We start from the raw sequence: 25805 nt of genomic DNA on the forward strand, positions 1-25805 counted from the left end.
ACTTCCTCGTTTGTTTTTCTCTCTTCATATCATACCATTTCTATTCTTTTTTGCAATTTAAAGAGCTACAAAGACACCTAGAATTAGGAATTTCCTAACACTAAATGCCTTTGTTTGGGTTATTTAACTCTTTCAGTTGTTACGTTAAACTTCCGTACTTTGTAACTGATACATATCCGCATAAAGGCCACCTTCTGCCAGTAACGTTTCGTGCGTTCCTCGTTCTACAATCTGCCCTTTGTCTAAAACTAAAATCAAGTTTGCATCACGAATCGTCGAAAGGCGATGCGCAATCGCAATTGTCGTTCTCCCTTGACGCATTTTGGCTAATCCTTCTTGAATCAATCCTTCTGTTTCTGTATCAATATTAGCGGTTGCTTCATCTAAAACTAAAATTTTGGGATCAGTCACAATCGTTCGTGCAAACGAAATTAATTGACGTTGCCCGCTAGAATAACTCGCTCCTCGTTCAATGACTTTCGCATGATAGGTATTGGGTAACGTGTGGATAAATTTATCCGCCTGAACAAATTCCGCAGCCTGTTTAATTTGTTCATCTGTAATATTGGGATTCAGTAAACGGATATTTCCAGCAATATCTCCATAAAACATGAAAGCGTCCTGTAATACTAAGCCCATCTTTTCTCGTAATTCTGTCATGGGAAAATCACGAATGTCACGATCATCAATTAAAATCTGCCCTTCATAAAATTCATAGAAACGCATGAGTACATTAATAATTGAACTTTTACCACTTCCTGTATGACCGACTAAAGCGACGGTTTCCCCGGGATTTGCAACAAAGCTAATATTTTTCAATACTTCGTTTTTGCCGTCATAAGAAAAAGTAACATTGCGAAATTCAATTTTCCCGCGAATAATTTCCCCATTCGCACCTACTGATTGTTGCGGCGTTAATTCTTCCGTATCCATAATTTTTAAAATACGGCTACCTGCGACAATCCCATCTGTAAAGATACTTAGGAAGTCCATCATTTGCGTCATCGGATTAAAAAAAGCTTGTACATACGTTACAAAAGCATAAATCATCCCCGCTTCAACAGGTGAATGTAAAGCATCGATGCCAAACATAGTTAAGGCCAATGCAATCGCCAACGTATACAACAAATTAATGATGGGACTTAATAATAACGAATTCATACGAATCATTGCTACTCGTGTTTTTAAATAATCATCATTGGTTTCCTCAAATTCTTTTTCCAAACGCTTTTCTTGGCGAAATTGTTGAATGATTTGCATACCAGAGATGTATTCATTTAGTTTGGTGTTTAATTGACTTAATTTTTCCCGCATACTGCGATATAATTTTGAACTAAATTTTTGGTAATACCAAATCACAACTAATAAAATTGGCAAGAAAATTAGACAATAAAATGAAATTTTTGGACTGAGTTGAAACATTGCAAAAAATGACGAGATTACGGCAAAAATTCCTGTAATCACCATTAGGAATACATACCAGAATTCAAACAATGTTTCTGTGTCATTTGTAACACGAGACACCGTCGAACCCGCTGGTGTTTGATCAAAATAACGCATACCTAAAGTGTGTAATTTTTCAAATAATTTCACTCGTATATATTGATACGTTTTTAAAGAAGCCATCGAATACAAATACCATTGGAAAAACCAAACAATACTTTTGACAATGACACCAAAAAAATAAATAGCAGCAAAGGTTAGAATCACTTGCATTGTAGCAGTTTTAGGCGTTAAATAATTATCCATAAAAACTTGAATGACTCTAGGCAAAAGAATATTGATAATTGATAAGCCAAATGCAAAGAGAATAGCTGTGTAAAACATGCGTCGAAACGGTTTGGCAAAACGAAACAAACGCTGAACAATCGTTAATTGTTCTTTCAGCGGTAACTCTCTGGACCATTCGGATTGATACCTTTCTTCCATTAACTCTCACTCCCTTCAATTTTCGCTTCTAATTGCTGTTTTTCCCACATCCGCTGATACCAACCCTTCTGAGCCAGTAACTCCTGATGTGTCCCCCGTTCAATAATTTTCCCTTCATCCAACACTAAGATTTCTTTTGCATGCATGACACTACTTAAACGATGCGCTGTAATAATAGTGGTTTTTTCTTGGCGTGTTTCTTTTAGATTTGATAAAATCGCCTCTTCAGTCTTCGCATCGACTGCAGATAAGGCATCGTCTAAAATTAACAATTCTGGTTCAACAATCAAGGCCCGTGCAATAGAAATCCGTTGTTTTTGTCCTCCAGAAAGCGAAACGCCACGTTCCCCAACCATTGTGTCATAGCCTTCAGGGAATGCTTTAATTTCTTGGTTAATAAATGCTAATGCTGCCGCTTGTTCAACTGCTGCTTGTTCTAAGTCTGGTTTAGCAAAACGAATGTTATCTCGTACCGTCATGGAAAAGAGAAAATGGTCCTGTGGCACGTACCCCATTGCACCCATCAATGCATCTAATGTGTAATTTTTAATGTTATGTTTTCCAAAGGAAATCGTTCCTTGGTATTGATCATATTCACGCATCAACAACTTCAAAATAGTGGTTTTACCAGCGCCTGTTTTACCAACAATCCCCAAGGTTTCTCCTTCTTGCAACGAAAATTGGATATTTTCCAAAGCCACCGTCTCTTCTTTTGGATAAGAAAAAGAATCAATCTTCATTGAAATTGTCCCTTGCGCCATTGTTTTGATGGCATCTTTTCGTTCGATAATATGCGTTTTTTCATGTAATAATTCGTTCACACGATCGTAACTAGCATTCCCACGTTCCAACACATTAAATAAGCGCCCAATCGCAAACATTGGCCAAACTAGCATCCCAATATAGGCAATGAAAGAGACCAACTGACCTAAACTAATCGTTCCTTCCATGATGAAACGACCACCAATAATAATTGTCAAAACATAAGAAACACCAATAATCAGCGTAATAAACGGATCAAATAGTGCATCTAAAAAGTTCGTTCGTTTATTTTTGACGATAGCATCATCAATTTTCTCTGTAAAATCAGCAAGATCTTCTTTTTCTTGCCCAAATGTTTTAATGACTTTAATTCCAGTAATACTTTCTTGTGTTTTATCATTAATCGCTGAAAAAGCAGCTTGTGAATCTCGAAAGGCATCATGCAACTTAGAACCTAGAACTCGTGAAGTGACGGCTAATAAAGGCAGCGGTAATAAAGCAATTAATGTTAAGCGCCAATCGACAAATAGAACCATTGCGATAATCGTTGTTCCTCCCGTAATCACAGAGTCGGCAAACGTTAAAATCCCAGCTCCAGCAACATTTTGGATGGCATTTAAATCATTGGTTGCATGCGCCATCAAGTCACCTGTCCGATATTTCTGATAAAAGATGCTATCCATTTTTGTGAAATGATGAAATAATTGAGTCCGTAGCTCTTTTTCCAAACGAGCCGCACTCCCCCAAATATGCATCCGCCAAATATAGCGAAAAAGATATTGGGCAAGCCCAGCACCAATCAAGAGTGCAACCCACACGATAATTTTCGTTAAGCGAATTTCTTTGTTAACAATTTCATCTACAACGACGCCAATAACTTTGGGCGGGACTAATTGAACAAGAGCGACCATCATTAATGAGAAAACCCCAATAATATAACTTTTTTTCTCTTGCTTAAAAAACCAGCCTAATTTTTTGAATATGGACATTCAGTTGTCCCTCCTTTTACTTTGTTGTTCTACGAAGACTACTTTCGAGCTAGAAGGTTTCTTCGTTATTGTTGTTTTTGATTAAACGTTTCGCTCTTTTCCTCCTAGATTATCCTATTCTCCCGCAAAACAACAAAAAAACGGACTGAAAATCAGCCCGTTTTTACACTTATTCATGATTACCTGAATAACCTTTACTATTTTCCTTGGTTTTTCATTTGTTGCATCATTTGTCTAACCTTTTTCTCTGACGGTTTTTGACCCATTGATGCCATCATCATGCGTAACATATCCTCATTAACGGGAGGATTTTTTTTGAAATAATCTTGCATATATTTGCGTGCAAGGAAAAAGCCCCCTGCAGCGCCTACTAATAAAGCGATTACTGCGATTAATACTACCCAACCTGTTGCCATTGAAACTCTCTCCTCTCCGTATAGTTTTGCTCTCAATGAATTATTTTACTAGAAATAGCAAAAAAAGAAAAGTTCTTTTTGCGGGATTTCTCTTAAATAATGAAAAAAGTCTGATTTTTTTGCAAAATAGTGATTAAAAGTCAAAAATATACGCTCTTAAATGTCAATAGGACCTTTAAGAGCGATTGTTGCTTTAGTTTTGTCCTTGAATTTTTTCTAATAATTCTGGATCAAATGTTTGATTTTTTAACATCGCAATTTCAAAGCCGTAAGGGGCCTTTTTATTTTTTTTGTCTTCTCCGACATAAGGTGTTTCTAAAATTTTTGGTAAAGCAGTTAATTTTTCATGGTGAACCACACCGTTTAAAGCTTCAAAACCAATAGTGCCAAAGCCAATATTGGCATGACGATCTTTATGTGAGCCCATAGGATTTTTAGAATCATTCACATGAATAACTTTTAAACGATCCAATCCGATAATTTTATCAAATTCAACTAATACGCCATCAAAATCATCTTTTACATTATAACCTGCATCATTAATGTGGCAAGTATCCAGAGTGACAGAAAGCTTATCATTTAGCGTAACTCCGTCAATAATCGCAGCTAGTTCGTCAAACGTACGGCCGATTTCGGTTCCTTTACCAGCCATGGTTTCTAAAGCGATTTGAGGGATTTGCTCTTTCCACAAGACTTCGTTTAGACCTTTAACAATTTGTTTAATGCCGGCTTCTGGACCTGCACCAACATGCGCACCTGGGTGTAACGTGATTTGCGTTGCTCCCAACGCTTGTGCTCGCTCAATTTCTTGACGCAAAAAGTCTACGGCAAAACCGAAATTTTCCGTTTTAATTGTATTACCTAAATTAATAATATACGGGGCATGAACGACGATATTACTTAAATTGTGTTCCTTCATAAAAGCTTGCCCAGCTTCAATATTCATTTCTTCAATCGGTTTCCGACGCGTGTTTTGTGGCGCACCTGTATAAATCATAAAGGTTGTTGAGCCATAACTAGCCGCTTCCTCGGCAGAGCCTAATAGCATTTTCTTGCCACTCATACTAACGTGTGATCCTAATAACATGTGGTTCCTCCTAATAATTCTTCTTTTTCTTTTGGTAGTGTTGATACTGTTGCAGCCATTCTTCTAGCGTGATTTTTGTTACTAATTCGCCAATTAGTTCATAGGGTATTCGCTTAGGATTAGTGAAGCGAAGACAACTTTTCCCCATGTTTAGCTTTGTTGACACTTGTTCCTGATAGGCTTCTTGAAACCAACTTCGGACGGCTTCATTTCCCATTAATCCCATGTGATATAAAGCTACTTGCCTTTTAGTAGCGCCTAAGCTGATAAATGGTAACGGTTCATCACCACGGTTAAGATAGCCTTCTGGAAATACTGAAAGCGGCACAACAAAGGTTGGCATGCCATATTGCATTGTTAATTCAAATCCTGCTGGCAAATTTTGCGAAACGACATCTAATACTTGCTGATAAGCAATTCGCCAGTTTGGTTCAACTGTTTCGATGTATGCTGTAACTGTTTCAATTGACTGCGCCATTATTTCTTCCTTTGCTGATAAAGCGCTTTGGTTTTATAGCCTTCTTTTAAAATGACTAACATTTCAGTTTGCCGCTTTTTCCGTGTCTCCGCTCGCTTTGCACTAAATACATACCGCGCCCACTCTTTTTGATAACCAGGCGTTAATGCAGCGAATGTCGCTGCAGCAGCTGGTTCTGTTTGTACCAACGCTTCAATTTCCGGTAAATATTGAACATAATCCCCAACAGCAGAACTGGTCTGATTCTTCGCTAGCTTTTTAAGAACATTCTTCATGCCGACAACCGTAAAAGTCTCATCTAAACTAACCATGCGATTAAATTTTAAGGTTGAGCCTTTAATATACCCATCTGCCTCGTTTACTTGTAATGTTGGAAAAATTTCATCTCGGTGGACAAAGGTTGGATACATTTTATTGCCTTTTTTCGGATAAGCCACATATAACAACCCATTTTCTACTAAATGTTGACCTTCAATCACCATTGAAACAATCTCTTGAAATTCCGCCATTGTTTTCACAAATGCAAAAATCAGCTCAACTGGTTCTGAGGGTAATTGCTGCGCGGCTGAAGCAAATTCAGATAGATACTCTCCCTGTGGTCTATTTAAAATAACTAGTTGCTGATACTTCGTTAAGTTTAACTTTTCGACAATTGATTTCATAACCTACTCCTTATAGCGACTGCACTTTTTATTCTAGCATAGCACAAGTTATCTGTAATTGAATATGCCCAATAGTAAAAAAGAGTTTTTTGTAACAGAATTAATCCCAATTTATCTTTTTTAAAAGCGAAAGCTTGGAACCTGTTGTCTAAACGACCTTCGTCCCAAGCTTTCATTTTTTTAGTATTTTAACAAGAAATATTTTTTCTTACCGCGACGAATCACAGTAAATTGTCCTTCGATTTTATCAGTTTCTGTCAATTCAGCTGCTAAATCTTGTCTACGTTCTCCATTGACGTAAATCGCTCCATTTTGAACATCTTCACGGGCTTGACGTTTGGATGGTTCTATTTTTGAGGTAACTAATAAGTCGACTAAACTTAATTGATCCTCTGGTTGCACCTCATACGTCGGTACATCTTTAAAGCCTTGTTTAATTTCTTCTGCTGTTAAGCTTTGGATATCCCCGCTGAATAAAGCTTCTGAAATTTTAACCGCTTGATGATAGGCTGCTTCACCGTGGACTAAAGTAGTCACTTCTTTGGCTAACGCTTTTTGCGCAGCACGTTGACCTGGGTTCGCTGTAAATTCTTCTTCAATTGTTGCAATTTCATCCAATGTTAAGAAAGTAAAGTATTTCAAGAATTTCACGACATCACGATCATCTGTGTTAATCCAGAATTGATAAAATTCATATGGCGAAGTTTTTTCCGCATCTAGCCAAACTGCGTTTCCTTCTGTTTTACCAAATTTGGTACCATCTGCTTTTGTAATTAAAGGCATAGTTAAGCCAAATCCTTGAACTTCTTGTTCTCGGCGTAATAATTCAATCCCTGAAGTAATGTTTCCCCATTGATCACTGCCGCCTAATTGCAATAAACAACCTTCTGTTTCGTACAATTTCAAGAAATCATACGCTTGTAATAATTGATACGCAAATTCAGTATAAGAAATTCCTGTTTCGATTCGACGTTTCACACTTTCTTTACTCATCATATAGTTAATTGTAAAGTTTTTTCCAACATCACGTAAGAAATCAATTAACGAAAGCTCTCCAAGCCAATCATAGTTATTTGCTAGAATCGCTGGATTTTTTTCATCTTCAAAATCGATAAAACGTGACAACTGGCCCTTAATACTTTCAGACCAAGCTTTCACTGTATCAAGTGTGTTTAAACTACGTTCTGCATCTTTGAATGATGGATCACCAATCATGCCTGTTCCGCCACCAACTAAAGCAATGGGCACATGACCATTTTGTTGGAAACGACGTAACATAAGAATTGGCAGTAGATGCCCGATGTGTAAACTGTCTGCCGTTGGATCAAAGCCGATATATAATTTAACAGATTCTTCATTTAATTGTTTTTGTAAGGCTTCTTCATCTGTGACTTGGTAGACCAACCCACGGGCTTTTAATTCTTCAAAAAAAGCTGAATTCATGATTTTCCTCCTATAGTAAAACATAATAATAGATCAAATTCCCCTATTCATAGTAACCGATTCTGTCACACTTGAAAAGTCAAAAAATGAGATTTCCCTATTTTCTCTTAAGTTTTTTCAACAAAAAATGGCAATTGGTGTAGAAACTATTCATAGAAGCTTTTTTTTGCTATAATAACACAGAATGTATCATTTTATTGAGGTGAAGCTTTTGAAAAATAATTCAAGTAACAATAAGCAAAAACCAACGACCTCTTCTGGCGGCAATGTCTTTTTACTTATTTTAAATGTCATTATTCGCGTTTTTCAGTCATTAGTGGTTTTTGGGGTTATTCTGATTGTCTTAGGTGGCTCTCTTGGCTTAGGTATTGGAATGGGCTATTTTGCTTTTCTAGTTGAAGATACACAGCCCCCAACGAAGGAAGAATTGCAAAAAGAAATCAGTGATATTACCGAAGTGTCAAAAATGACTTACGCAGATGGTACTCCGATTGCTAACATCAAATCAGATTTAATTCGGACACGAATTAATGGCGATCAAATGTCTCCATTGCTAAAAAAAGCCATTATTTCAACAGAAGATGAATATTTTGAAGAACATCATGGGGTGGTACCAAAAGCGCTAGTTCGAGCGTTGATTTCTGATGCGACAGGTATCGGCGGTTCTTCTGGTGGTTCAACATTGACTCAGCAATTGGTCAAGCAACAGATTTTAACTGATGAAACGACCTTTAAACGGAAAGCCAACGAAATTTTATTAGCTTTACGTATTGAAAAATACTTTTCTAAGGACGAAATCGTGACAACTTATCTAAATGTCTCCCCTTTTGGTCGTAATAACAAAGGTGAAAATATTGCAGGCGTGGAAGAAGCAGCCAAAGGACTCTTTGGTAAAAGTGCCAAGGACTTGAATCTTCCTCAAGCGGCCTTTATCGCAGGACTTCCCCAAAGTCCCATTGTTTACACGCCCTATACTAACACTGGTGCCTTGAAAGACGATTTGTCTTTAGGAATGAAGAGAAAAGATTTTGTTCTTTTCAGTATGTACCGAGAAAAAGCTATTTCGCAAAAGGAATATGAAGAAGCCAAAGCTTACGACTTGAAAAAAGACTTTTTACCAACTGAACAGGCCAATGTCAATACAGAAGGCTATCTATACTATACGGTGTTAGATAAAGCAGTTGAGATTGTCATGGATTTAGATATGAAAAAAGCTAAAGTTAATCGTGATGATTTAGATCAAGTTGGTTTAGATCAATATGAAGAACAAGCACGTCGCGAAATCCAGTCGCAAGGCTATACAATCCAATCAACCATTGATCAGAATATTTACAACACGATGCAAACCGCTGTCGCAAATTATGGTTATTTGCTTGATGATGGCACTGCAGATGTCAATGGGAATACAATGATTGAAACTGGCAATATTTTAATGGATAACGCTACTGGTCGTATCCTTGGTTTTATCGGCGGCAGAAACTTCGATATTAATCAAAACAACCATGCCTTTAATGCCGATCGTCAAGTTGGTTCTACGATTAAACCAATTTCTGTCTATGGTCCTGCGATTGATCAAGGAATCATTGGTTCTGAAAGTCGTCTGGCCAACTACCCAACGACTTATGCTGATGGTCGTGAATTTGTTAATTCCACAAATGTGGATTTAAATCAATTCGTGACTGTTCGGAATGCCTTGAATTGGTCTTTCAATATCCCTGTCGTTCATGTTAATAATGAGCTAAGAAAAAAAATGGGTGATGATAATTTCTCTTACAATCACTACTTAAGTAAAATGAACTATCCAGCTTCAGATGCTTGGGCTTACGAATCTGCGCCATTGGGTTCAGTAGAAACAAATGTTGTAACACAAACAAACGGCTTCCAAGCGCTTGCTAACAAAGGTAAATATCAAAAAGCCTACATGATTGAAAAAATCACAGACAATAGCGGACATGTGGTCTACGAACACAAAGATGAAGGAACGCAAGTTTATTCACCGGCGACCGCTTCTATTATGAATGACTTGTTGCGCTCAGTGGTGGATTCTGCGAATACGACAAAATTCAAACCAACGTTAGCTGGCTTGAATCCTCATCTAGCTAGTGCTGATTGGGTCGGAAAAACTGGGACAACTGATGAGTTTAAAGATTCATGGCTGATTGTCTCTACCCCAACTGTGACACTAAGTTCTTGGGCAGGACATGATCTACCAGCACCAATGACGATGACCAGCGGCGACAATAATGGGAATTATATGGCGAACTTAGCCAACGCGCTGTACTATGCGAATCCAGAATTGTTTGGCATTGGTCAAAAATTTGAATTAGATCCAAGCGTTATTAAATCAAAAGTTTCTGAATTTACTGGTGAAAAACCTGGCTCAATTACCTATAATGGTGCCAAGTTCAACACACCTGGCAAAACAACGACTTCATACTATGCCAAAGATGGTGCACCACAAAGTACCTATAAATTTGGGATTGGTGGAACAGACAGCAATTACGCTTCTTACTGGGGAAATCTTGCTCCACGTGCCACTACAAATAATAACAACAATAACAATAAAAACAACGATAATAAAAAGAATAATAATTAACTCGCTAAAATGAGCCAGAAAACGTATTTTTCTGGCTCATTTTTAGGTATCAAAAAACGGCTAAACTAAGAGTTAACGCTCTTAGTTTAGCCGTTTAATTCAATTTATTTTGTTGAACCTTTTTGATCAATTCCATAAGGTAAAACAACTGTTTTTTCTTCAATTTCTTCTTTGTTCATTAGTTTTGTTAATAAACGCATTGACACGGCACCGATATCATATAAAGGTTGTGTAATACTTGATAGACGTGGACGAGAGACTTCTGTAAGCAATGAGTTATTGCTTGTAATGATTTCAAATTCTTCTGGAACTTTCACACCAGCATCTAGCATCCCATCTAATAAGCCAATTGCTAGCTCATCATCTGTAACAAAGGCAGCAGTTGCCCCACTATTACGGACACGCTCAGCCAAATTAATGCCTGCTTTAAATTTATATTCAGATTCAAAAACTAAGCCTTCATTATAAGATAAGCCATTTTCGGCTAAAGCTTCTTTGTAGCCTTTCATTCGGTTTTGACCATTAATTGGATCGATTAATGCACCACTAACAAAAGCAATTTTTTTGTTTCCATTTTTCGCTAAAGTCGCTGTTGCATCTTTCGTTGCTTCTGTGTAATCAATATTAACGCTACCAACTTGTTCGTCTGGATCAATTGAACCTGCTAAGACAACAGGTGTTTTTGAACGTGAAAATTCACCACGAATATCATCTGTAATGCGATGACCCATAAAGATAATCCCATCTACTTGCTTGGCAAGTAAATTGTTTAATACAGTAACTTCTTTTTGATCGTCTCCATCTGAATTAGCTAAAATGATATTGTATTTATACATTGTAGCTACGTCGTCAATGCCACGTGCTAATGAAGCAAAAAATGCATTACTAACATCTGGAATAATGACACCCACTGTTGTCGTTTTTTTACTTGCTAAACCACGTGCGACTGCGTTAGGACGGTAATCTAAGCGATCAATCACTTCTAAGACTTTTTTACGCGTTGCTGGTTTTACATTGGGATTACCATTGACAACACGAGAAACAGTAGCCATAGATACATTTGCCTCTCTAGCAACATCATAAATTGTAATTGTTTGTTTTTCCATGTTTCTTCTCCTATAAATATGAATTTGTTCTCATTTTCTGAAAACACTGTTTACATTTCTTTCCTAGCCTAGAATATCAAAATTCTTCTATTTTTGCAACCGTTTTATCGTTTTTTCATGAAAATTTACTTTCCATTTCAAAAGGAACTTTTTGTCATTTCATGTTATGATAGTACTGTGATTCACTTCAGAATAAAAGAAAGAAGGATGTTTTATGAATCAAGAAAAAATTGCCGATTTAAAAAATTGGATGCACCAAGAAAAGATTGACTTCACTTATATTAGTGATCCTGGTCATATCGCTTACTTTTCCGGTTACGAAAGCGAACCTCATGAACGCGTGTTAGCTTTGTTTATCGCTGCGGACGACCAATCATTTTTATTTACACCTGCATTGGAAGTCGAAGATGCCGAAAAGAGTAGTTGGACTTATCCCGTTTATGGTTATTTAGATAGCGAAAATCCTTGGGAAAAAATTGCGGCTTTATTAAATAAACGAACACAAGGCACACCACGCTTTGCTTTAGAAAAACAAGCTCTTTCTTTAGCTCGTTTCGATCAATTGAAAACCTATTTCCCAGCTAGCGATTTTTCGCATGATGTTACGCCTTTAATTGAAAAACTTCAATTAATTAAAACAGAACCTGAAATTCAACGTTTACTAGAAGCTGGTAGTTGGGCTGATGTCGCTTTTGAGATTGGCTTCAAAGCAATTCAAGCAGGCGTTGCGGAACAAGAAATTGTTGCAGAAATCGAGTATCAATTAAAACGTCAAGGTATTCGCTCAATGAGTTTTGAAACGTTAGTCTTAACAGGAAAAAACGGAGCTAGTCCTCACGGGGTACCTGGCGAAACAAAAATTGAGCCCCATGACTTAGTGTTATTTGATTTAGGTGTCGTTCATAATGGCTATTGTAGTGATGCCACACGAACAGTCAGCTACTTGGAACCTTCTGATTTCCAAAAAGAAATTTATGGAATTGTCTTAGAAGCACAATTAGCAGCAACTGAAGCGGTGAAACCTGGTGTTACAGCAGGCGAATTAGATGATATTGCTCGAGGTGTAATTACAAAAGCTGGTTATGGTGAATACTTTAACCATCGCTTAGGCCATGGCATTGGAACCACTGTCCATGAATACCCATCGCTAGTTCATGGCAATGATTTAGTCATTGAAGAAGGTATGTGTTTCTCTATTGAGCCCGGTATTTACATTCCTGGAAAAGTAGGCGTTCGTATTGAAGATTGTTTACACGTAACGAAAACAGGCTCCGAACCATTCACTAAGACAACCAAAGAATTGCAAATTATTCAATAGCATAAAAATAAAATGAGGCCATCAGTCAACCGGACTGATGGCCTCATTTCTAAATTTTAAGGTAAGCCGCTGAACAAAAGCAACACGATCCGTTGCTAACTTTCATAAGCTAAACGCTTGTTACCCTTTAAATTCTTTTTTTACGTCTTTCGCTGCATCTTTAACATCTTCTTTTGCTTCTGCAGCTTTTTCAGGAACATCTTTGGTGGTTTCTTTTGCTTCATCGACACCAGCAGAAACAGTTTCTTTGGCCGCTGCCGCAGAATCTTTAACGTCAATATAGATATCTTCTGCTGCATCTTCGGCAATTTCACCTAAATCTTCTGCGTGATCTTGAGCATCGTCAGCTGCTTTTTTAAATTGATCAGATAAATCACCTGTTTGTTTTTTAAAGTTATCAAGCATGTCGCCAGAAACACCTTGTGCTTTATCCAATGAATCTTTTGTTTTTTCTTTGACAGAACCTGCCAAATCAGAGGCTTGATCTGATAAAACGCCGGCTTTTTGTTTTGCGATTTCTGTTAATTCTGTTCCTTTTTGAACAGCATAATCTGTGTAATCTTGCGCTTTGTTTTTTAAATCATCTGTTTGATTTGATAAATCATCACGTAATTCTTTACCTGATTTTGGTGCAAGTAATAATGCGGCAACGGCTGCTGCTGTTCCACCAATTACTGCTCCTAAGAAAAATCCGCCTTTTTTAGCCATAAAAATCTCCTCCAATTAGTTATTTGTTTTTTTATTTTTTGAACGCATTGCTCTAAAAGCAGAACCGCCTACTTTACTCACTAAACCAGCTTTCGCTGTGCCTTTCCCTACGGTTCCTACCTTTGTAATCAAATGTTTACTTGAGGTGTTCAATTCAGAGACACTTTCGCTTAAATCAGCAACGGCCGTAAACAACGGATCAATCGTTGCCACTTTTTGATTCACATCTGTCAATAGTTCATTACTTTTAACAAGCAAGCCTTCCACTTGGCGACTCAATACATTCACATCGCTAGTCACGACTTTGATTGTTGTATTTGTTTCATCAATTGTATCTTCAATTTTTGAAACAACTTGAGAGACTTTATATAACACAAGTACTAAAAAGATGACTAAAACAACAAATGCTACCGCTGCAATTAAGGCAGCAATTTCCCCACCTGACATATCATTACTCCCCTCTGAAATTTTATTTATAATCTTAGGATAACACCAACTTATATTTTTCACAACTCATAAAGCTAAGAATGACAATTTATTTTATAAAATTCTCATGCCCTTTTCTTTAAGAAAAAAAGCGTAAAATTTCCTTCTAACGAATTGAAATTTTACGCTTATTTTTATTTATTTTTCTTTTGGTTGCTCTTTTTTCGCTAATTGAGCACCTAAATTAATAATGTATTCTCGTAAATTATCTTTTACTTCTGGATGAGTCAAACCATATTCAATGCTTGTTTTCATAAACCCAAATTTATCGCCAACGTCGTAACGTTCTCCTTTAAACTCACGAGCAAAAACGCGTTGTGTTTTATTTAAAGTGTCAATCGCATCTGTTAACTGAATTTCGTTACCAGCTCCTGGTTTTTGATTTTCAAGTACATCAAAAATTTCAGGGGTTAATAAATAACGGCCGATAATCGCTAAATCACTTGGTGCTTCCTCGGGTTTTGGTTTTTCAACAAAATTCTCGACATTGTATAGTCCTTTTTCGATTTCTTTTTCTGGGTTGATAATACCATATTTTGAAGTATCTTCATGGGGTACTTTCATTACCGCAATTGTCGAAGCATGTGTTTGTTCGTAATCATCCATTAATTGTTTCGTTAATGGCACTTTATCTTCCATTAAATCGTCGCCTAACATCACGACAAAAGGTTCATTGCCAACAAATGCTTTCGCTTGTAAAACAGCGTGTCCTAAGCCTTTCGGATGGGATTGACGAATAAAATGTAAATTAACATCCGTTGTTTCTTCGACTAATTTCAATAAATCGGTTTTATTTTTTTCTTTTAAGTTATTTTCTAGTTCAACATTTGAATCGAAATGATCTTCAATCGGACGTTTGGCTTTGCCTGTCACAATTAAAATATCTTCGATTCCTGAAGCTAGTGCTTCTTCTACAATAAATTGAATCGTTGGTTTATCAACAATCGGCAACATTTCTTTTGCCATCGCTTTAGTAGCCGGCAAGAAACGTGTTCCTAACCCAGCTGCTGGAATAACTGCCTTTTTAACTTTCATCTTTTTTCCTCCTAAAAATCAAGTGTAAATTCGTTTTCGGTTTTGCCATCGCGCAACATGATTTCTTTTGCTGCTTGTTGTACATCTTCGTCATTGTACAAGACATTGTAGATTGTTTCTGTGATTGGCATTTCGACTTCTAATTGTTGTGCCAATTCATAGGCTGCTTTAGTTGTTGAAACACCTTCCACAATCATGCCCATGTTTTCTAAGACTTCATCTAACTTATGGCCTTTTCCTAATAAATTACCCGCACGCCAATTTCGAGAATGGACACTTGTACAAGTAACAATTAAATCCCCAACACCACTTAAACCAATAAATGTTAATGGGTTTGCTCCCATCGCAACCCCTAAACGACTAATTTCTGCTAAACCACGAGTCATAATTGCCGCTTTGGCATTATCACCAAAGCCTAAGCCATGAATCGCTCCGGCGCCCAAAGCAATAATATTTTTTAAGGCCGCCCCTGTTTCTACACCAATCACATCATCATTCGTATAAATTCTAAAGTAATCATTCATAAACAACTCTTGCACATACACAGCGTCTGCTAAATTTTCGCTTGCTGCTGTAATGGTTGTAATGTCATGAACAGCGACTTCTTCTGCATGGCTTGGACCAGATAAAACCACAATCCCTTGCCGTTTTTCTGCTGGAATCTCTTCCGCTATCACTTCTGAAATCCGCTTATGTGTACCTTGTTCGAGCCCTTTACTTGCATGAATAATAATTGGTTTTGTTTTTAAATGTTGGGCCACTTCTTGTGCTACTGAACGAATGGCTTTAGTTGGTACCACAAACAGTACCGCATCAACATCTACTAAAGCAGTGGCTAAATCAGTGGTTGCCTGAATTGAAGTAGGTAAGATTAATTCTGGTAAATAATGTTTGTTGGTGTGTTTTGTATTTATTTCATCGATTTGCTCTGGTTTATTTCCCCAAATACAGACCTCGTGTCCATTTTCGGCTAATACTTGAGCTAAAGCTGTCCCCCAGGAACCTGGACCTAAAACAGCGACTTTTTGTTTCATCGGTGAAACTCTCCTTTCGCTAAACAACGTTACTTCTTTAGTTTACCATATTCTTCAATCAAGTTGGATTAAGAAGTTGTTATTTTTTTCTTTTGTTTCTCCCGATTGTAAAATTTCAAATTGGGATTTCTTCTGCGAACGATCACAATAACAATTGCTGCCACGAACATCACTAAAGACAACAATTGTGAGACACGAATGTTACTAAACGCATACAAACTGTCCATCCGTAAGCCTTCGATGAAGAAACGGCCGAAAGAATACCATATTATATAACCTAAAAAGACTTCGCCTTCTTTTAAAAAGTGTGGCTTTTTGCGTAATAACACTAAAACGATAAAGCCTAAAACATTCCAGACAGATTCATATAAAAATGTTGGTTGATGATATGTTCCGTTGATATTCATGTTATCAATGATAAACGTTGGTAAATGGAGATTTTCTAAAAATTGTCTGGTGGTCGCTGGCCCATAGGCTTCATGATTCATAAAGTTGCCCCAGCGACCAATTGCTTGCGCTAAAATCACACTTGGTGCGGCAATATCTAAAAAAGTCCATGTAGAAATGAAACGATGACGCGTAAAGAAAAACAGCGCCAGTCCCCCACCAATAAGACCACCATAAATCGCTAAGCCACCATTTCGAGTAAAGAAAATTTCAATCGGATTGTCTACATAATCTTGCCATTGAAAAGCGACGTAATACAAGCGCGCGCCAACAATTGCTGCAGGTAATCCCCAGAGCATAAAGTCAAAGACATCATCTTCTTTTAAACCAACACGAACGGCTTCACGACTACTTAGCCAAACAGCTAAAGCAATCCCTGAAACAATAATAATTGCATACCAATAGACGGGAATACCGAAAAGGCGAAATGCAATTGAATTTACTTGGGCTAACATCATCACATCTTCTCCTTCTATTCTCCTGAATTTTCTTCAATCAAACGGGTTAAGCGCTCTTCGAACGTTTTTGTTGCATCATAGCCCATTGTTTTCGCGCGGAAGTTCATTGCTGCTACTTCAATGATAATGGCCACATTTCGGCCGGTCTTAACAGGAATACGAATCTGAGGGACATCAACGTTAGCTATTTCAACCATTGCATCATCACTACCAAGACGATCATATTTCTTGTCTTTTTCCCATGCCTCTAAATAAACGACCAATTGAACTTGCATAAAGCCACGGACCGCACTAGCTCCAAACAGGTTCATGACGTCAATAATTCCGATACCACGAATTTCAATTAAATGCTGCAAAATTTTTGGTGGTTCTCCAACCACGGTTAATTCATCTTGCTGATAAACATCGACACGATCGTCTGCGATTAGCCGATGTCCACGTTTAATAAGCTCTAAAGCTGTTTCACTTTTACCAATACCGCTATCTCCTTGAATCAAAACACCAAGTCCATAAACATCAACTAAAACCCCATGGACACTTGTCCGAACAGCTAAACGGCCATCTAAATAACTGGATAGTTCCCCTAGTAAACGGGAAGTTGAAATCGGTGAACGTAATACAGAAACCCCATTTTCTTTTGCTGCTGTAATTAATTCTTCGGGGATTTCTAGTCCTCTGGATACTATAAAGGCTGGAGTATCTTTCGCACATAAACGGCGCATCACTAATAAACGCTCTTCAGGCATCATTCGTTCTGCAAAGGTAATTTCTTTGCTCCCAAATAATTGTAAACGGTCATGGGAATAATAATTAAAATACCCAGTTAATTCTAAACCTGGCCGGGAAATTTCACCAGTTTTAATTGTTCTATTTAAGCTTTCTTCATCTCCGTATACTACTTCTAAAGAAAGATTTTCTACCAGTTGATAAATCTTTACCACTTCTGTCATATCGAATGTCAGTCCTTTCTGCTACTTGTTATATTTTATCATTTAAAAATACAAGTTTCTAGCTATTCACTAGATAATTCCTAGAATTATCATATTTCAAAAAAATGAAACTATTTTTCAGTGAAATTATCTATGCTATTTCTGTTACTTGACTATTTCAGAAAACTTTGTATACTTGAAGCCGATCCTTTTAAGAAAAGAGGAAACTTATGAAAGAATATTTAAAGGAAAAAGCCCATCAATTACCGTTAACACCGGGTGTTTATTTAATGAAAGACGCAACCGACACAATTATTTATGTGGGTAAAGCCAAAAAATTAAAAAATCGCGTGTCGAGCTATTTTATTAATAGTAATCAACATTCTCGAAAGACGATGCGTTTAGTCAAACAAATTATAGACTTCGATGTTCTCCATACTGACACAGAATTGGATGCGCTCCTCCTAGAATGTCAACTGATTCAACAGTATCGGCCGCGCTACAATCGCCAAATGAATGCTTATGAACAATATTCTTATGTATCGGTAGCCGTTAATGAGCGGCAATTAGAGATTAAACTCTTAAATATTCCCACTAAAGAGAACTGTTTTGGTCCTTATTCGATTCGCCGAAAATTAAACCGTTTAAAAATAATTTTGGATAGTATCTACGATCTCGTCCCAACCAACTATTGGCATCAAACCTTTCAAAAAGAGAGTGCCATTCCGACCGAACTATTTCAACAAGAATTGTTCGACTTTTTCCATAATCAAGGACGAGAACCAATCAAACGAATTGCTCAACAAATGCAAGAGGCTGCTGAAAAACAAGCCTTCGAAAAAGCGGCAAAACTCAAAGAAGATTGGCTCTTTCTGACGCGCTTTGCAAACCAAAATCAACGAATTAGTCAAGCTAACCAACGAGATTGGCAACTGATGTGGTTACCTTGTCAGAAAAAAATCAAATACTATTTAATTTACCAAGGCTTGGTGGTAGCAACACGTGTTGTTACTAAACAAACGTTTCAAAAATATCCACCGCTTGAACTAGCAAAAAAAATCATGCCCAAAAAACCACCGAAAACAATTGAGCATTACTCGAAGCAACAAGTTGATTTTTTAAACATTTTATATGGCTATATCAGCCGCCATCCAGAATGTCACCTAGAAAATTTAACCATCGAAAAAGCCTGAAGAACGCATTTTATGCTGCGCTCTTCAGGCTTTTTTATTCATATTTAGATAAATTGTGATCCGTAACGATCGTATTGACAATTGACATAATTACAGCCATTAGCACCGCTGCCCAAAAACTTGAGAAGCCAAAGTTCATTTCCCCCACAAAAAACGAGGTCATTTGTAAAATCGCTGCATTGACAACAAAGCTAAATAGACCAAACGTTAATAAAGTAAATGGGAGCGACAAGATTGTTAAGACTGGTTTCACCAACATATTTAGGATTGAGAGAACAAAGGCGGCAATAATTGCAGGCATTATGCCTCTCACATGAATCATGCCAGGAAAAACAACTGATAAAGAAATGAATGTCAGTGTATTAACAACCAATCGCTGAAAATATGTCATTAAAAGTCACTCCATTCGTCATCATCAATTTTTTCCGCTTCTTTACGTTGCTTTTTATTGGCAGCATAAGGATTTTCATTGCGAACATTTCTATTATAAGGATTTTGATGGCCGTAGCCGCGATCGCTTCCTGTTCTTCCAGAAGGGATCAAGACTGCTAAGGCAATGTATAAGAGAATGCCTGGAAATCCTGCTGAGAAAAAGCTGAGCAAGACATAAACGACACGAATAATTGTTGGGTCAATTCCTAGCCAATCAGCAATCCCAGCTAAGCTTCCTGTTAAAACCACGTTATTCGGAGATTTTGTTAGTTTTCTTTTCATATGTTTTCACCTCGTCTACTAAATTTTACACTAGAAAGGCTGATTCGTCAGCCCATCTAGCTTAAAATTATTAATTATTTATCCGTATCTTTTAGGAAAATACTTCCCGTTGTTGTAGAAGCATTAATTTGAGCCATTGATTCTTCCAGTACACGTCTAAAATGTAATTGTTGATTGCCGCGATCTTTCTTTTCACGAACAACTTCAATATCTGTTAAACGGCTGTTAATACTACCTAAATTCGTTTTCACTTGCCCTTCAACGCCTAAGTCATTTGGCAAGGCCAACTTGATATTCCCATTTGCAGAGCTTGCTTCAACACGGCGAAGCGTTTTTTCTTTAGCTGTAATGCGGATATCTCCATTAATCAGAGAGACACTTAGACTTTCTGGTGCCGCGGAAATAGACACATCACCATTGACTGTTTCAATAATGTTATCTAAAATCGTTCCTTCTAGGACTTTAATTTCACCATTCACGCCTTCAATTTCTAACATAGTTGCATCAATTTTTTTAAACGTAATCGTCCCATTCGTTGATTTTGTGTAAACATCTTTCGCTGTTAACTCTTCTACTAAGACATTTCCGTTTAATAATTTAACAGATACATGATCGTAAGTGCGTTTTGGTAAATAGAACGTTAAATCTGCTTTCACCCGTTTGTTTGGCACTTGGAAAGAAATCGTTTCATCATCCACATCAATGTCACTTCGTTCTAAGAAAGCTTCCATTGGTGAATCTCCTGCCATTTTACCATATAATTTGATTTTTGCTTCGACTTTCACATCTTCTTGATCCCAAGTTTTGAAAACCACGGTACCATTTGCTACCTTGACATCAATTAAACTTGCTTGTGGATTTGGATAGTTAAATTCATGTTCAAACTTAGTTGTTGCCACACCAGGAACTTTCATTTTAATGTCTTTCCATTCCACATTATCATTCATGGTATCACTGAAAGAATTAAATGTTTTTTTCAAGAATTCTCCCACTTGGCCGCCAACTTCGGCAACTTTGCCGCCGACTTGGTTAAAGGTGTCTGTGGCTTGATCTTTCCACTCTTCAGAGAATTGAGAAGAAACTTTTTCTTTTGTATCATTCCATTGACCTTTCCATTGTTCTTTGCGAATGTTTTTTAGTTCTTCTTCCAGTGCTGTTTTTTCAGTACTTTGAGTCGCTAATTTTTCTTCTAATTGTGCAAGTAAAACGTGCAAGTCTTTTCGTTGAACTTGTTCATCTTCTGTTAATGCATCTAACTCTTCTTTTGTATCTAATGTTCCAATTTCTTCTACGACTTCTTTAATTTCTTCTTTGATGCCGGCAATTTCTGCGTTGACTTCGTCCAATTCAGCCGAAGCACGATTGGCTTTTGTTGCTAACTCATCAAGAATTCTTTCTAAGTTTTCACGATCTTTTTCTGCACTGTCCTGTGTATTTTCTTCAAACGGATCAACAGTAGGTCCTTCTGATTCGCCTTTTTCTAATGCATCCATTAAATCTGCGACTTGATCTTCTTTATTTGTTGTTCCAATATTTTGTGTATCGACTTTTTCAGCAGCTTTTTCGATTTGTTTTTCATCTTTTTCAGTTGCCATATTTTCTAATAAAATTAACGCTTCTTCTGACGTTAGAATACCTTTTTTCACTAATTCTAATACGCGTTCTCTTTCTTTCATGGATATTGCCTCCTTAGCAAATTTTTCACTCAATAGTGTTTTCCTTACATGCATTATTATGCCTTGTTTTTGATCATTTGTCATAGGACTTAAGAACGATTTCTTCTCATTAGTAAGGACTAGTTTTATAAAATCAGTTCATTTTACGCTAAAAAAACTAGGAATTGGTCTAAAAAAGGCCGTCTCCTAGTTTTTTTTATTTGTTTTTCTTAAAATTGTTCGTCACGATTACTATTCAATTCGGTAATTTTACCAGTTGCCAAGTAAACAATCCACTCACAAATATTTGTGACATAGTCGCCAATTCTTTCCAAGTATTGTGCCACATGTAGATAATCAGTTCCGCTAATGACCGTTTCTGGATTAGCTTTCATTGCTTCTACGGCATGTTTGTAAATACTATCGAAATATTCATTAGTACGATCATCCATTTGTGCAATCATTCGTGCATCTTTTTGATCCGTTTTAACATAGGCGATTAAAACATTATCCACCATTTTTTTCACATAATCAGACATATCTGAAATTTCTTTTTCAATTTCAGGAATACGTGTTTCTCCTTTTAAGCGAATCGTTGATTTAGCAATTGAAACGGCATGGTCCGCCATTCTTTCTAAATCCGAACTAGCTTTCATAACAGTAATAATCATACGTAAGTCTGTTGTCACTGGTTGTTGTAACGCAATCATTTCAAAACTCTTTTTCTCAAGTTTGACTTCCATATCATTAATTTCAATATCGCGATCAATCACTTCTTGAGCCAATTTTTTATCATGATTAATATATGCCTTCACGGATTTATGGACGGCACTACTAACCATCATACCCATTTCATAAAATTGATTGTGCAGATTCAATAGTTCTTCTTCAAATTGTGTCCGTAACATTCTTTTTCCCCCTTTTAACCAAATTTACCAGAAATGTAATCTTCTGTTTGTTTTTCTTTTGGATTTAAAAATACTTTTTTCGTGTCATTAAATTCAATTAAATCACCTTGTAAAAAGAAGGCCGTTTTATCAGAGATCCGTGATGCTTGTGACATATTATGTGTCACCATAATCATGGTATATTTCTCTTTTAATGTTAACAGCATGTTTTCAATTTTACCACTAGAAACTGGGTCCAAGGCGCTAGTTGGTTCATCTAATAAAATAATATCCGGTTCCACAGCTAAAACACGAGCGATACAAACCCGCTGTTGTTGTCCACCAGAAAGTGAAAGTGCACTTTTGTGAAGTTTATCTTTGACATCCTCCCAAACGGCAGCAGCTTTCAAACTGGTTTCAACTGCTTCATCTAAGACTTGCTTGTCTTTGACTCCTTTTAGGCGCAAGCCATAAATCACATTTTCATAAACTGAAAACGGAAATGGATTAGGTTGTTGGAAAACCATGCCAATTTCTTTACGTAATTCAACGTTATCTGTTTTCGGTCCATAAATATCTTTTCCTTTATAGACGACACTTCCAGTAATAGTTACGTCTGGGATTAAATCATTCATACGATTCAAGCAACGTAAATACGTTGACTTCCCGCAACCAGAAGGACCAATCATGGCAGTTAATTCTCCTTGATTAAAAGTTAAATCAATACCTTTCAATGCTTCTTTTTTCCCGTAATATAAATGTAAATCTTTTGATGAAATAATTTCTTTGCCCATCTTGCTCCTCCTAACCAAAATGTCCTGAAACGTAGTCTTCCGTTGCTTGAATTTTTGGTCGTGTAAAGATTTTTCTTGTATGGTCGTATTCAATGACTTTACCCATATAGAAGAAAGCTGTATAGTCACTAATCCGCGCCGCTTGTTGCATGTTATGTGTCACAATGATGATCGTGTAATCATCTTTTAAATTCACTAACGTTTCTTCAACCGTTCCTGTTGAAATCGGATCTAACGCGCTTGCCGGTTCATCTAACAATAAAATATCTGGTTTCATCGCAATTGCCCGAGCGATACACAAACGTTGTTGTTGCCCACCAGACAGAGCTAAGGCGCTTTTATTTAAGTTATCTTTCACTTGATCCCAAAGTGCGGCTTGCTTCAAACTTGTTTCAACGATTTCATCTAATTTTTTCTTATCCTTTTCACCATGCTGTTTCAATGCGAATGTGATATTTTCATAGATAGATTTACTAAATGGATTGGGCCGCTGAAAAACCATGCCAATGCGTTTTCTCATTTCGTAGACGTCAACTTCTTTCGTATTGACATCGACATCTTTATACATGATTTTTCCAGTAACACGTGAATTGGCAATGCCATCGTTCATACGATTTAGCGAACGTAAATACGTGGATTTACCGCAACCAGAAGGTCCAATTAAGGCGGTTATTTTGTTCTTTTCAAATTGCAAATCAACACCTTTGATAGCCTCATTGTCCCCGTAAAAGACATGTAAGTCTTCCGTGTGTAACGCAATCGGGTCTTTTTGGCTATCTAGTTGAAGTAAATGGGTATCATTTAAATTGTATTCTTTCATGCTAATTCCCCTAACATTAAGCTGATGTCATTCTCTTATAAAGACGGTTGCCGATAAAACGAGCGCCGAAATTGAAAAGTAAAACTACTAAAATTAACACAGCGGAGGCACCTGCTGAGACCGCAGCGCCATCTGGCATCGTTCCTTCGGTATTAATTTTCCAAATATGCACAGCCAACGTTTCCGCTTGACGGAAAATGCTAATTGGACTTGAAACGCTCAATGGATTCCAATTACTGAAATCTAAGGCAGGTGCGCTTTGTCCTGCTGTATAAATTAACGCAGCGGCTTCACCGAAAATCCGACCAGAACTCAAAATAACACCTGTCAAAATTCCTGGTAATGCTTCTGGCAAAATAACTTTTTTAACTGTTTCCCAACGTGAAAGACCTAAGGCTAACCCCGCTTCACGCTGTGTATAATGAATGGCTTTCAAAGATTCCTCAACATTTCTAGTCAATAATGGTAAGTTAAAAAATGTTAATGCTAACGCACCTGATAAGATTGAAAAGCCATATCCGATTTGTACAACGAAAATCAAGAAGCCGAACAGCCCGACAACAACGGAAGGCAATGAACTTAAAATTTCAATCGAGGTACGAATTAAATCAGTTAACCAATTCTTTTTCGCATATTCCGATAAGTAAATTCCAGCACCCAATGAAATTGGAATACTAATAATCATTGTAATCAATAGTAAATATAGTGAGTTAAAAAGCTGAATACCAATCCCACCACCAACTTGATAGGCTCTGGATGGTTGTGTTAAAAATTCCCACGAAATATGTGGAATTCCTCTAGCTAAAATGTAAATCAGTAAGGCCGCCAAAATTAAAACAATGACGCCAGATACGGCATATAAGATACCTGTTGCGATTTTATCTGCTTTTTTTGCATTCATTATTTTAAGGCTCCTCTCTTACCGATAATTCGGATAACAATGTTGAATAGTAAAGACATCAACAATAGAATCAAGGCTAAAGACCAAAGAACGTTGTTTTCAACTGTTCCCATAATTGTATTCCCAATCCCCATTGTCAAAATACTTGTTAGTGTCGAAGCTGGTGTTGTCAAACTAGTTGGCATCACAGCTGCATTTCCGATTACCATTTGGATTGCTAAGGCTTCACCAAACGCACGAGCCATACCAAAGACAACCGCAGTTAAAATACCAGGCACAGCTGCCCGCAAGACAACTTTATAAATCGTTTGCCAACGCGTAGCACCAAGCGCCAACGACGCTTCACGATAATGTCGAGGTACAGCTTTTAATGCATCTACGGTCATCGTAGTAACCGTTGGTAAAATCATGACAAATAGCACAAACGTACCAGCTAAAATACCGAAGCCAGTTCCGCCAAAGATTGAACGGACAAAAGGAACAATGACAGATAAACCAATAAATCCATAAACAACAGAGGGAATCCCTACAAGTAATTCAATAACTGGTTGTAAAAATTTTGCTCCTTTTTTAGGTGAAATTTCTGTCATAAAAACAGCCGCTCCAATCGCAAATGGTGTCGCAACAATCGCTGACAAAAACGTTACAATAAAGGAACCCGCAATCATCGGTAAAGCCCCAACCATGGGTTTACCGTCTGCGCCGATATCACTTGGGTTCCAGTTTGTTCCAAATAAGAAATCAAACACATTAATCTTATCTTTAAAGAATGTAGCAAGTCCTTTACTTGCAACAAAATAGAAAATTGAAACAACCACTGCTACAATTAAGGCAATACATAGGAAACTAATAAATTTCCCTCGTTGCTCCATCTTGGCTCTTTTCGATTTTGTTAATAATTTTTTCTGTACATCTTCCAAGAATATTTCCTCCTCAAACAATCCAACTTTTACAGATA

The 25805-nt window shown here is 37.1% G+C and carries 26 protein-coding genes; 3 read left to right on the top strand and 23 right to left on the bottom strand.

The features are described 5' to 3' along the window. Positions 1–144: 144 nt before the first annotated feature. The 8 genes from IGJ63_RS07015 to tyrS all read right to left on the bottom strand — a co-directional run bounded on the left by IGJ63_RS07015 (position 145) and on the right by tyrS (position 7766). The gene (locus IGJ63_RS07015) at positions 145–1929 is read right to left on the bottom strand and encodes an ABC transporter ATP-binding protein (protein ID WP_284954983.1); all 1785 of its coding nucleotides are present in this window, start codon (positions 1927–1929) and stop codon (positions 145–147) included. Then, the gene (locus IGJ63_RS07020) at positions 1929–3680 is read right to left on the bottom strand and encodes an ABC transporter ATP-binding protein (RefSeq protein WP_010823725.1); all 1752 of its coding nucleotides are present in this window, start codon (positions 3678–3680) and stop codon (positions 1929–1931) included. The genes IGJ63_RS07015 and IGJ63_RS07020 overlap by 1 nt, the downstream gene beginning before the upstream one ends. A 197-nt stretch (positions 3681–3877) precedes the next feature. Beyond that, positions 3878–4096 (bottom strand): YneF family protein, encoded by a 219-nt coding sequence (locus IGJ63_RS07025; protein ID WP_002357397.1) that lies wholly within the window; start codon positions 4094–4096, stop codon positions 3878–3880. A 193-nt stretch (positions 4097–4289) separates the two neighbouring features. Continuing rightward, positions 4290–5183, bottom strand: a complete 894-nt coding sequence (locus IGJ63_RS07030; protein ID WP_002357396.1) for a deoxyribonuclease IV — start codon at positions 5181–5183, stop codon at positions 4290–4292. A 10-nt stretch (positions 5184–5193) separates the two neighbouring features. Beyond that, positions 5194–5661: a DUF1801 domain-containing protein gene (locus IGJ63_RS07035; protein WP_002369299.1), complete on the bottom strand. Its 468-nt coding sequence runs from the start codon at positions 5659–5661 to the stop codon at positions 5194–5196. Then, a complete protein-coding gene (locus IGJ63_RS07040) occupies positions 5661–6323 on the bottom strand; it encodes a YdeI/OmpD-associated family protein (RefSeq protein ID WP_002369298.1) in 663 nt (220 codons plus the stop codon). Before IGJ63_RS07040 ends, IGJ63_RS07035 begins: the two co-directional genes overlap by 1 nt. Beyond that, positions 6320–6499, bottom strand: a complete 180-nt coding sequence (locus IGJ63_RS07045) for a hypothetical protein (protein WP_002365741.1) — start codon at positions 6497–6499, stop codon at positions 6320–6322. The genes IGJ63_RS07040 and IGJ63_RS07045 overlap by 4 nt, the downstream gene beginning before the upstream one ends. A 4-nt stretch (positions 6500–6503) precedes the next feature. Continuing rightward, on the bottom strand, positions 6504–7766 hold the full coding sequence (tyrS, locus tag IGJ63_RS07050) for a tyrosine--tRNA ligase (protein WP_002357324.1): 1263 nt from the start codon (positions 7764–7766) through the stop codon (positions 6504–6506). Between the two features lie 184 nt (positions 7767–7950). Between tyrS and IGJ63_RS07055 the strand changes: the two genes are divergently transcribed. Beyond that, positions 7951–10362: a transglycosylase domain-containing protein gene (locus tag IGJ63_RS07055; RefSeq protein WP_002382391.1), complete on the top strand. Its 2412-nt coding sequence runs from the start codon at positions 7951–7953 to the stop codon at positions 10360–10362. Positions 10363–10466: 104 nt separating this feature from the next. Here the strand turns inward: IGJ63_RS07055 and ccpA are convergent, their stop codons facing one another. Next, positions 10467–11468 carry a catabolite control protein A gene (ccpA, locus tag IGJ63_RS07060; RefSeq protein ID WP_002357319.1) on the bottom strand — a complete coding sequence of 334 codons (1002 nt, stop codon included), beginning with the start codon at positions 11466–11468 and terminating at the stop codon, positions 10467–10469. 214 nt (positions 11469–11682) lie between these two features. Here ccpA and IGJ63_RS07065 point away from each other — a divergent pair, with 214 nt between their 5' ends. Continuing rightward, positions 11683–12786, top strand: coding sequence for an aminopeptidase P family protein (locus IGJ63_RS07065; protein WP_438746157.1), 1104 nt, complete (start codon positions 11683–11685; stop codon positions 12784–12786). Positions 12787–12906: 120 nt separating this feature from the next. On the opposite strand, the gene IGJ63_RS07070 is transcribed toward IGJ63_RS07065, so the two are convergent. The 6 genes from IGJ63_RS07070 to hprK all read right to left on the bottom strand — a co-directional run bounded on the left by IGJ63_RS07070 (position 12907) and on the right by hprK (position 17904). Next, positions 12907–13494 carry a YtxH domain-containing protein gene (locus IGJ63_RS07070; protein WP_002381831.1) on the bottom strand — a complete coding sequence of 196 codons (588 nt, stop codon included), beginning with the start codon at positions 13492–13494 and terminating at the stop codon, positions 12907–12909. A gap of 15 nt (positions 13495–13509) precedes the next feature. Beyond that, complete coding sequence (locus IGJ63_RS07075; RefSeq protein WP_002357316.1) at positions 13510–13941, bottom strand: DUF948 domain-containing protein; 432 nt, start codon at positions 13939–13941, stop codon at positions 13510–13512. A gap of 177 nt (positions 13942–14118) precedes the next feature. Then, on the bottom strand, positions 14119–15015 hold the full coding sequence (gene galU / locus IGJ63_RS07080) for a UTP--glucose-1-phosphate uridylyltransferase GalU (protein ID WP_002357314.1): 897 nt from the start codon (positions 15013–15015) through the stop codon (positions 14119–14121). An 11-nt stretch (positions 15016–15026) separates the two neighbouring features. Further along, on the bottom strand, positions 15027–16049 hold the full coding sequence (locus tag IGJ63_RS07085; RefSeq protein ID WP_002357312.1) for an NAD(P)H-dependent glycerol-3-phosphate dehydrogenase: 1023 nt from the start codon (positions 16047–16049) through the stop codon (positions 15027–15029). A gap of 68 nt (positions 16050–16117) precedes the next feature. Continuing rightward, positions 16118–16951 carry a prolipoprotein diacylglyceryl transferase gene (lgt, locus tag IGJ63_RS07090; protein WP_002381830.1) on the bottom strand — a complete coding sequence of 278 codons (834 nt, stop codon included), beginning with the start codon at positions 16949–16951 and terminating at the stop codon, positions 16118–16120. A gap of 17 nt (positions 16952–16968) precedes the next feature. Then, positions 16969–17904: an HPr(Ser) kinase/phosphatase gene (gene hprK / locus IGJ63_RS07095; protein ID WP_002357309.1), complete on the bottom strand. Its 936-nt coding sequence runs from the start codon at positions 17902–17904 to the stop codon at positions 16969–16971. 209 nt (positions 17905–18113) lie between these two features. On the opposite strand from hprK, the gene IGJ63_RS07100 reads away from it, so the two are divergent. Then, the gene (locus IGJ63_RS07100; protein ID WP_016633920.1) at positions 18114–19076 is read left to right on the top strand and encodes a GIY-YIG nuclease family protein; all 963 of its coding nucleotides are present in this window, start codon (positions 18114–18116) and stop codon (positions 19074–19076) included. Between the two features lie 34 nt (positions 19077–19110). Here IGJ63_RS07100 and IGJ63_RS07105 read toward each other — a convergent pair whose 3' ends face one another. The 8 genes from IGJ63_RS07105 to pstC form a co-directional block, all read right to left on the bottom strand. Continuing rightward, positions 19111–19467, bottom strand: coding sequence for a phage holin family protein (locus IGJ63_RS07105; protein WP_002357307.1), 357 nt, complete (start codon positions 19465–19467; stop codon positions 19111–19113). Then, entirely contained in the window at positions 19467–19790 is a 324-nt protein-coding gene (locus IGJ63_RS07110) for a PspC domain-containing protein (protein ID WP_002357306.1), read from the bottom strand. Before IGJ63_RS07110 ends, IGJ63_RS07105 begins: the two co-directional genes overlap by 1 nt. Before the next feature lie 74 nt (positions 19791–19864). Next, a complete protein-coding gene (gene liaX, locus IGJ63_RS07115; RefSeq protein WP_002364070.1) occupies positions 19865–21466 on the bottom strand; it encodes a daptomycin-sensing surface protein LiaX in 1602 nt (533 codons plus the stop codon). 209 nt (positions 21467–21675) lie between these two features. Next, positions 21676–22353, bottom strand: coding sequence for a phosphate signaling complex protein PhoU (phoU, locus tag IGJ63_RS07120; protein WP_002357304.1), 678 nt, complete (start codon positions 22351–22353; stop codon positions 21676–21678). A 14-nt stretch (positions 22354–22367) separates the two neighbouring features. After that, entirely contained in the window at positions 22368–23126 is a 759-nt protein-coding gene (gene pstB, locus IGJ63_RS07125; RefSeq protein WP_002357303.1) for a phosphate ABC transporter ATP-binding protein PstB, read from the bottom strand. Positions 23127–23136: 10 nt separating this feature from the next. Next, positions 23137–23946 (bottom strand): phosphate ABC transporter ATP-binding protein PstB, encoded by an 810-nt coding sequence (pstB, locus tag IGJ63_RS07130; RefSeq protein WP_002357302.1) that lies wholly within the window; start codon positions 23944–23946, stop codon positions 23137–23139. A gap of 16 nt (positions 23947–23962) precedes the next feature. Further along, positions 23963–24847, bottom strand: a complete 885-nt coding sequence (gene pstA, locus IGJ63_RS07135) for a phosphate ABC transporter permease PstA (protein ID WP_002357300.1) — start codon at positions 24845–24847, stop codon at positions 23963–23965. Continuing rightward, positions 24847–25767: a phosphate ABC transporter permease subunit PstC gene (pstC, locus tag IGJ63_RS07140; RefSeq protein ID WP_002357299.1), complete on the bottom strand. Its 921-nt coding sequence runs from the start codon at positions 25765–25767 to the stop codon at positions 24847–24849. Before pstC ends, pstA begins: the two co-directional genes overlap by 1 nt. Between the last annotated feature and the right edge of the window lie 38 nt (positions 25768–25805).

This window comes from Enterococcus sp. DIV1375a (assembly GCF_051712205.1).
Lineage (GTDB): Bacteria > Bacillota > Bacilli > Lactobacillales > Enterococcaceae > Enterococcus > Enterococcus faecalis.

Excerpts from the sequence above, each read along its gene's own strand:
- hprK (WP_002357309.1), bottom strand. The coding sequence starts at position 17,904 with ATGACAGAAGTGGTAAAGATTTATCAACTGGTAGAAAATCTTTCTTTA.
- IGJ63_RS07110 (WP_002357306.1), bottom strand. The coding sequence starts at position 19,790 with ATGAAAAGAAAACTAACAAAATCTCCGAATAACGTGGTTTTAACAGGA.
- pstB (WP_002357302.1), bottom strand. The coding sequence starts at position 23,946 with ATGAAAGAATACAATTTAAATGATACCCATTTACTTCAACTAGATAGC.
- IGJ63_RS07085 (WP_002357312.1), bottom strand. The coding sequence starts at position 16,049 with ATGAAACAAAAAGTCGCTGTTTTAGGTCCAGGTTCCTGGGGGACAGCT.
- IGJ63_RS07100 (WP_016633920.1), top strand. The coding sequence starts at position 18,114 with ATGAAAGAATATTTAAAGGAAAAAGCCCATCAATTACCGTTAACACCG.
- IGJ63_RS07045 (WP_002365741.1), bottom strand. The coding sequence starts at position 6,499 with ATGAAAGCTTGGGACGAAGGTCGTTTAGACAACAGGTTCCAAGCTTTC.
- IGJ63_RS07105 (WP_002357307.1), bottom strand. The coding sequence starts at position 19,467 with ATGACATATTTTCAGCGATTGGTTGTTAATACACTGACATTCATTTCT.
- tyrS (WP_002357324.1), bottom strand. The coding sequence starts at position 7,766 with ATGAATTCAGCTTTTTTTGAAGAATTAAAAGCCCGTGGGTTGGTCTAC.
- IGJ63_RS07035 (WP_002369299.1), bottom strand. The coding sequence starts at position 5,661 with ATGGCGCAGTCAATTGAAACAGTTACAGCATACATCGAAACAGTTGAA.
- IGJ63_RS07065 (WP_438746157.1), top strand. The coding sequence starts at position 11,683 with ATGAATCAAGAAAAAATTGCCGATTTAAAAAATTGGATGCACCAAGAA.
- IGJ63_RS07030 (WP_002357396.1), bottom strand. The coding sequence starts at position 5,183 with ATGTTATTAGGATCACACGTTAGTATGAGTGGCAAGAAAATGCTATTA.
- IGJ63_RS07040 (WP_002369298.1), bottom strand. The coding sequence starts at position 6,323 with ATGAAATCAATTGTCGAAAAGTTAAACTTAACGAAGTATCAGCAACTA.
- pstA (WP_002357300.1), bottom strand. The coding sequence starts at position 24,847 with ATGAATGCAAAAAAAGCAGATAAAATCGCAACAGGTATCTTATATGCC.
- galU (WP_002357314.1), bottom strand. The coding sequence starts at position 15,015 with ATGAAAGTTAAAAAGGCAGTTATTCCAGCAGCTGGGTTAGGAACACGT.
- lgt (WP_002381830.1), bottom strand. The coding sequence starts at position 16,951 with ATGTTAGCCCAAGTAAATTCAATTGCATTTCGCCTTTTCGGTATTCCC.
- pstB (WP_002357303.1), bottom strand. The coding sequence starts at position 23,126 with ATGGGCAAAGAAATTATTTCATCAAAAGATTTACATTTATATTACGGG.
- IGJ63_RS07015 (WP_284954983.1), bottom strand. The coding sequence starts at position 1,929 with ATGGAAGAAAGGTATCAATCCGAATGGTCCAGAGAGTTACCGCTGAAA.
- IGJ63_RS07075 (WP_002357316.1), bottom strand. The coding sequence starts at position 13,941 with ATGTCAGGTGGGGAAATTGCTGCCTTAATTGCAGCGGTAGCATTTGTT.
- liaX (WP_002364070.1), bottom strand. The coding sequence starts at position 21,466 with ATGAAAGAAAGAGAACGCGTATTAGAATTAGTGAAAAAAGGTATTCTA.
- IGJ63_RS07070 (WP_002381831.1), bottom strand. The coding sequence starts at position 13,494 with ATGGCTAAAAAAGGCGGATTTTTCTTAGGAGCAGTAATTGGTGGAACA.
- IGJ63_RS07020 (WP_010823725.1), bottom strand. The coding sequence starts at position 3,680 with ATGTCCATATTCAAAAAATTAGGCTGGTTTTTTAAGCAAGAGAAAAAA.
- IGJ63_RS07025 (WP_002357397.1), bottom strand. The coding sequence starts at position 4,096 with ATGGCAACAGGTTGGGTAGTATTAATCGCAGTAATCGCTTTATTAGTA.
- ccpA (WP_002357319.1), bottom strand. The coding sequence starts at position 11,468 with ATGGAAAAACAAACAATTACAATTTATGATGTTGCTAGAGAGGCAAAT.
- IGJ63_RS07055 (WP_002382391.1), top strand. The coding sequence starts at position 7,951 with ATGTATCATTTTATTGAGGTGAAGCTTTTGAAAAATAATTCAAGTAAC.
- phoU (WP_002357304.1), bottom strand. The coding sequence starts at position 22,353 with ATGTTACGGACACAATTTGAAGAAGAACTATTGAATCTGCACAATCAA.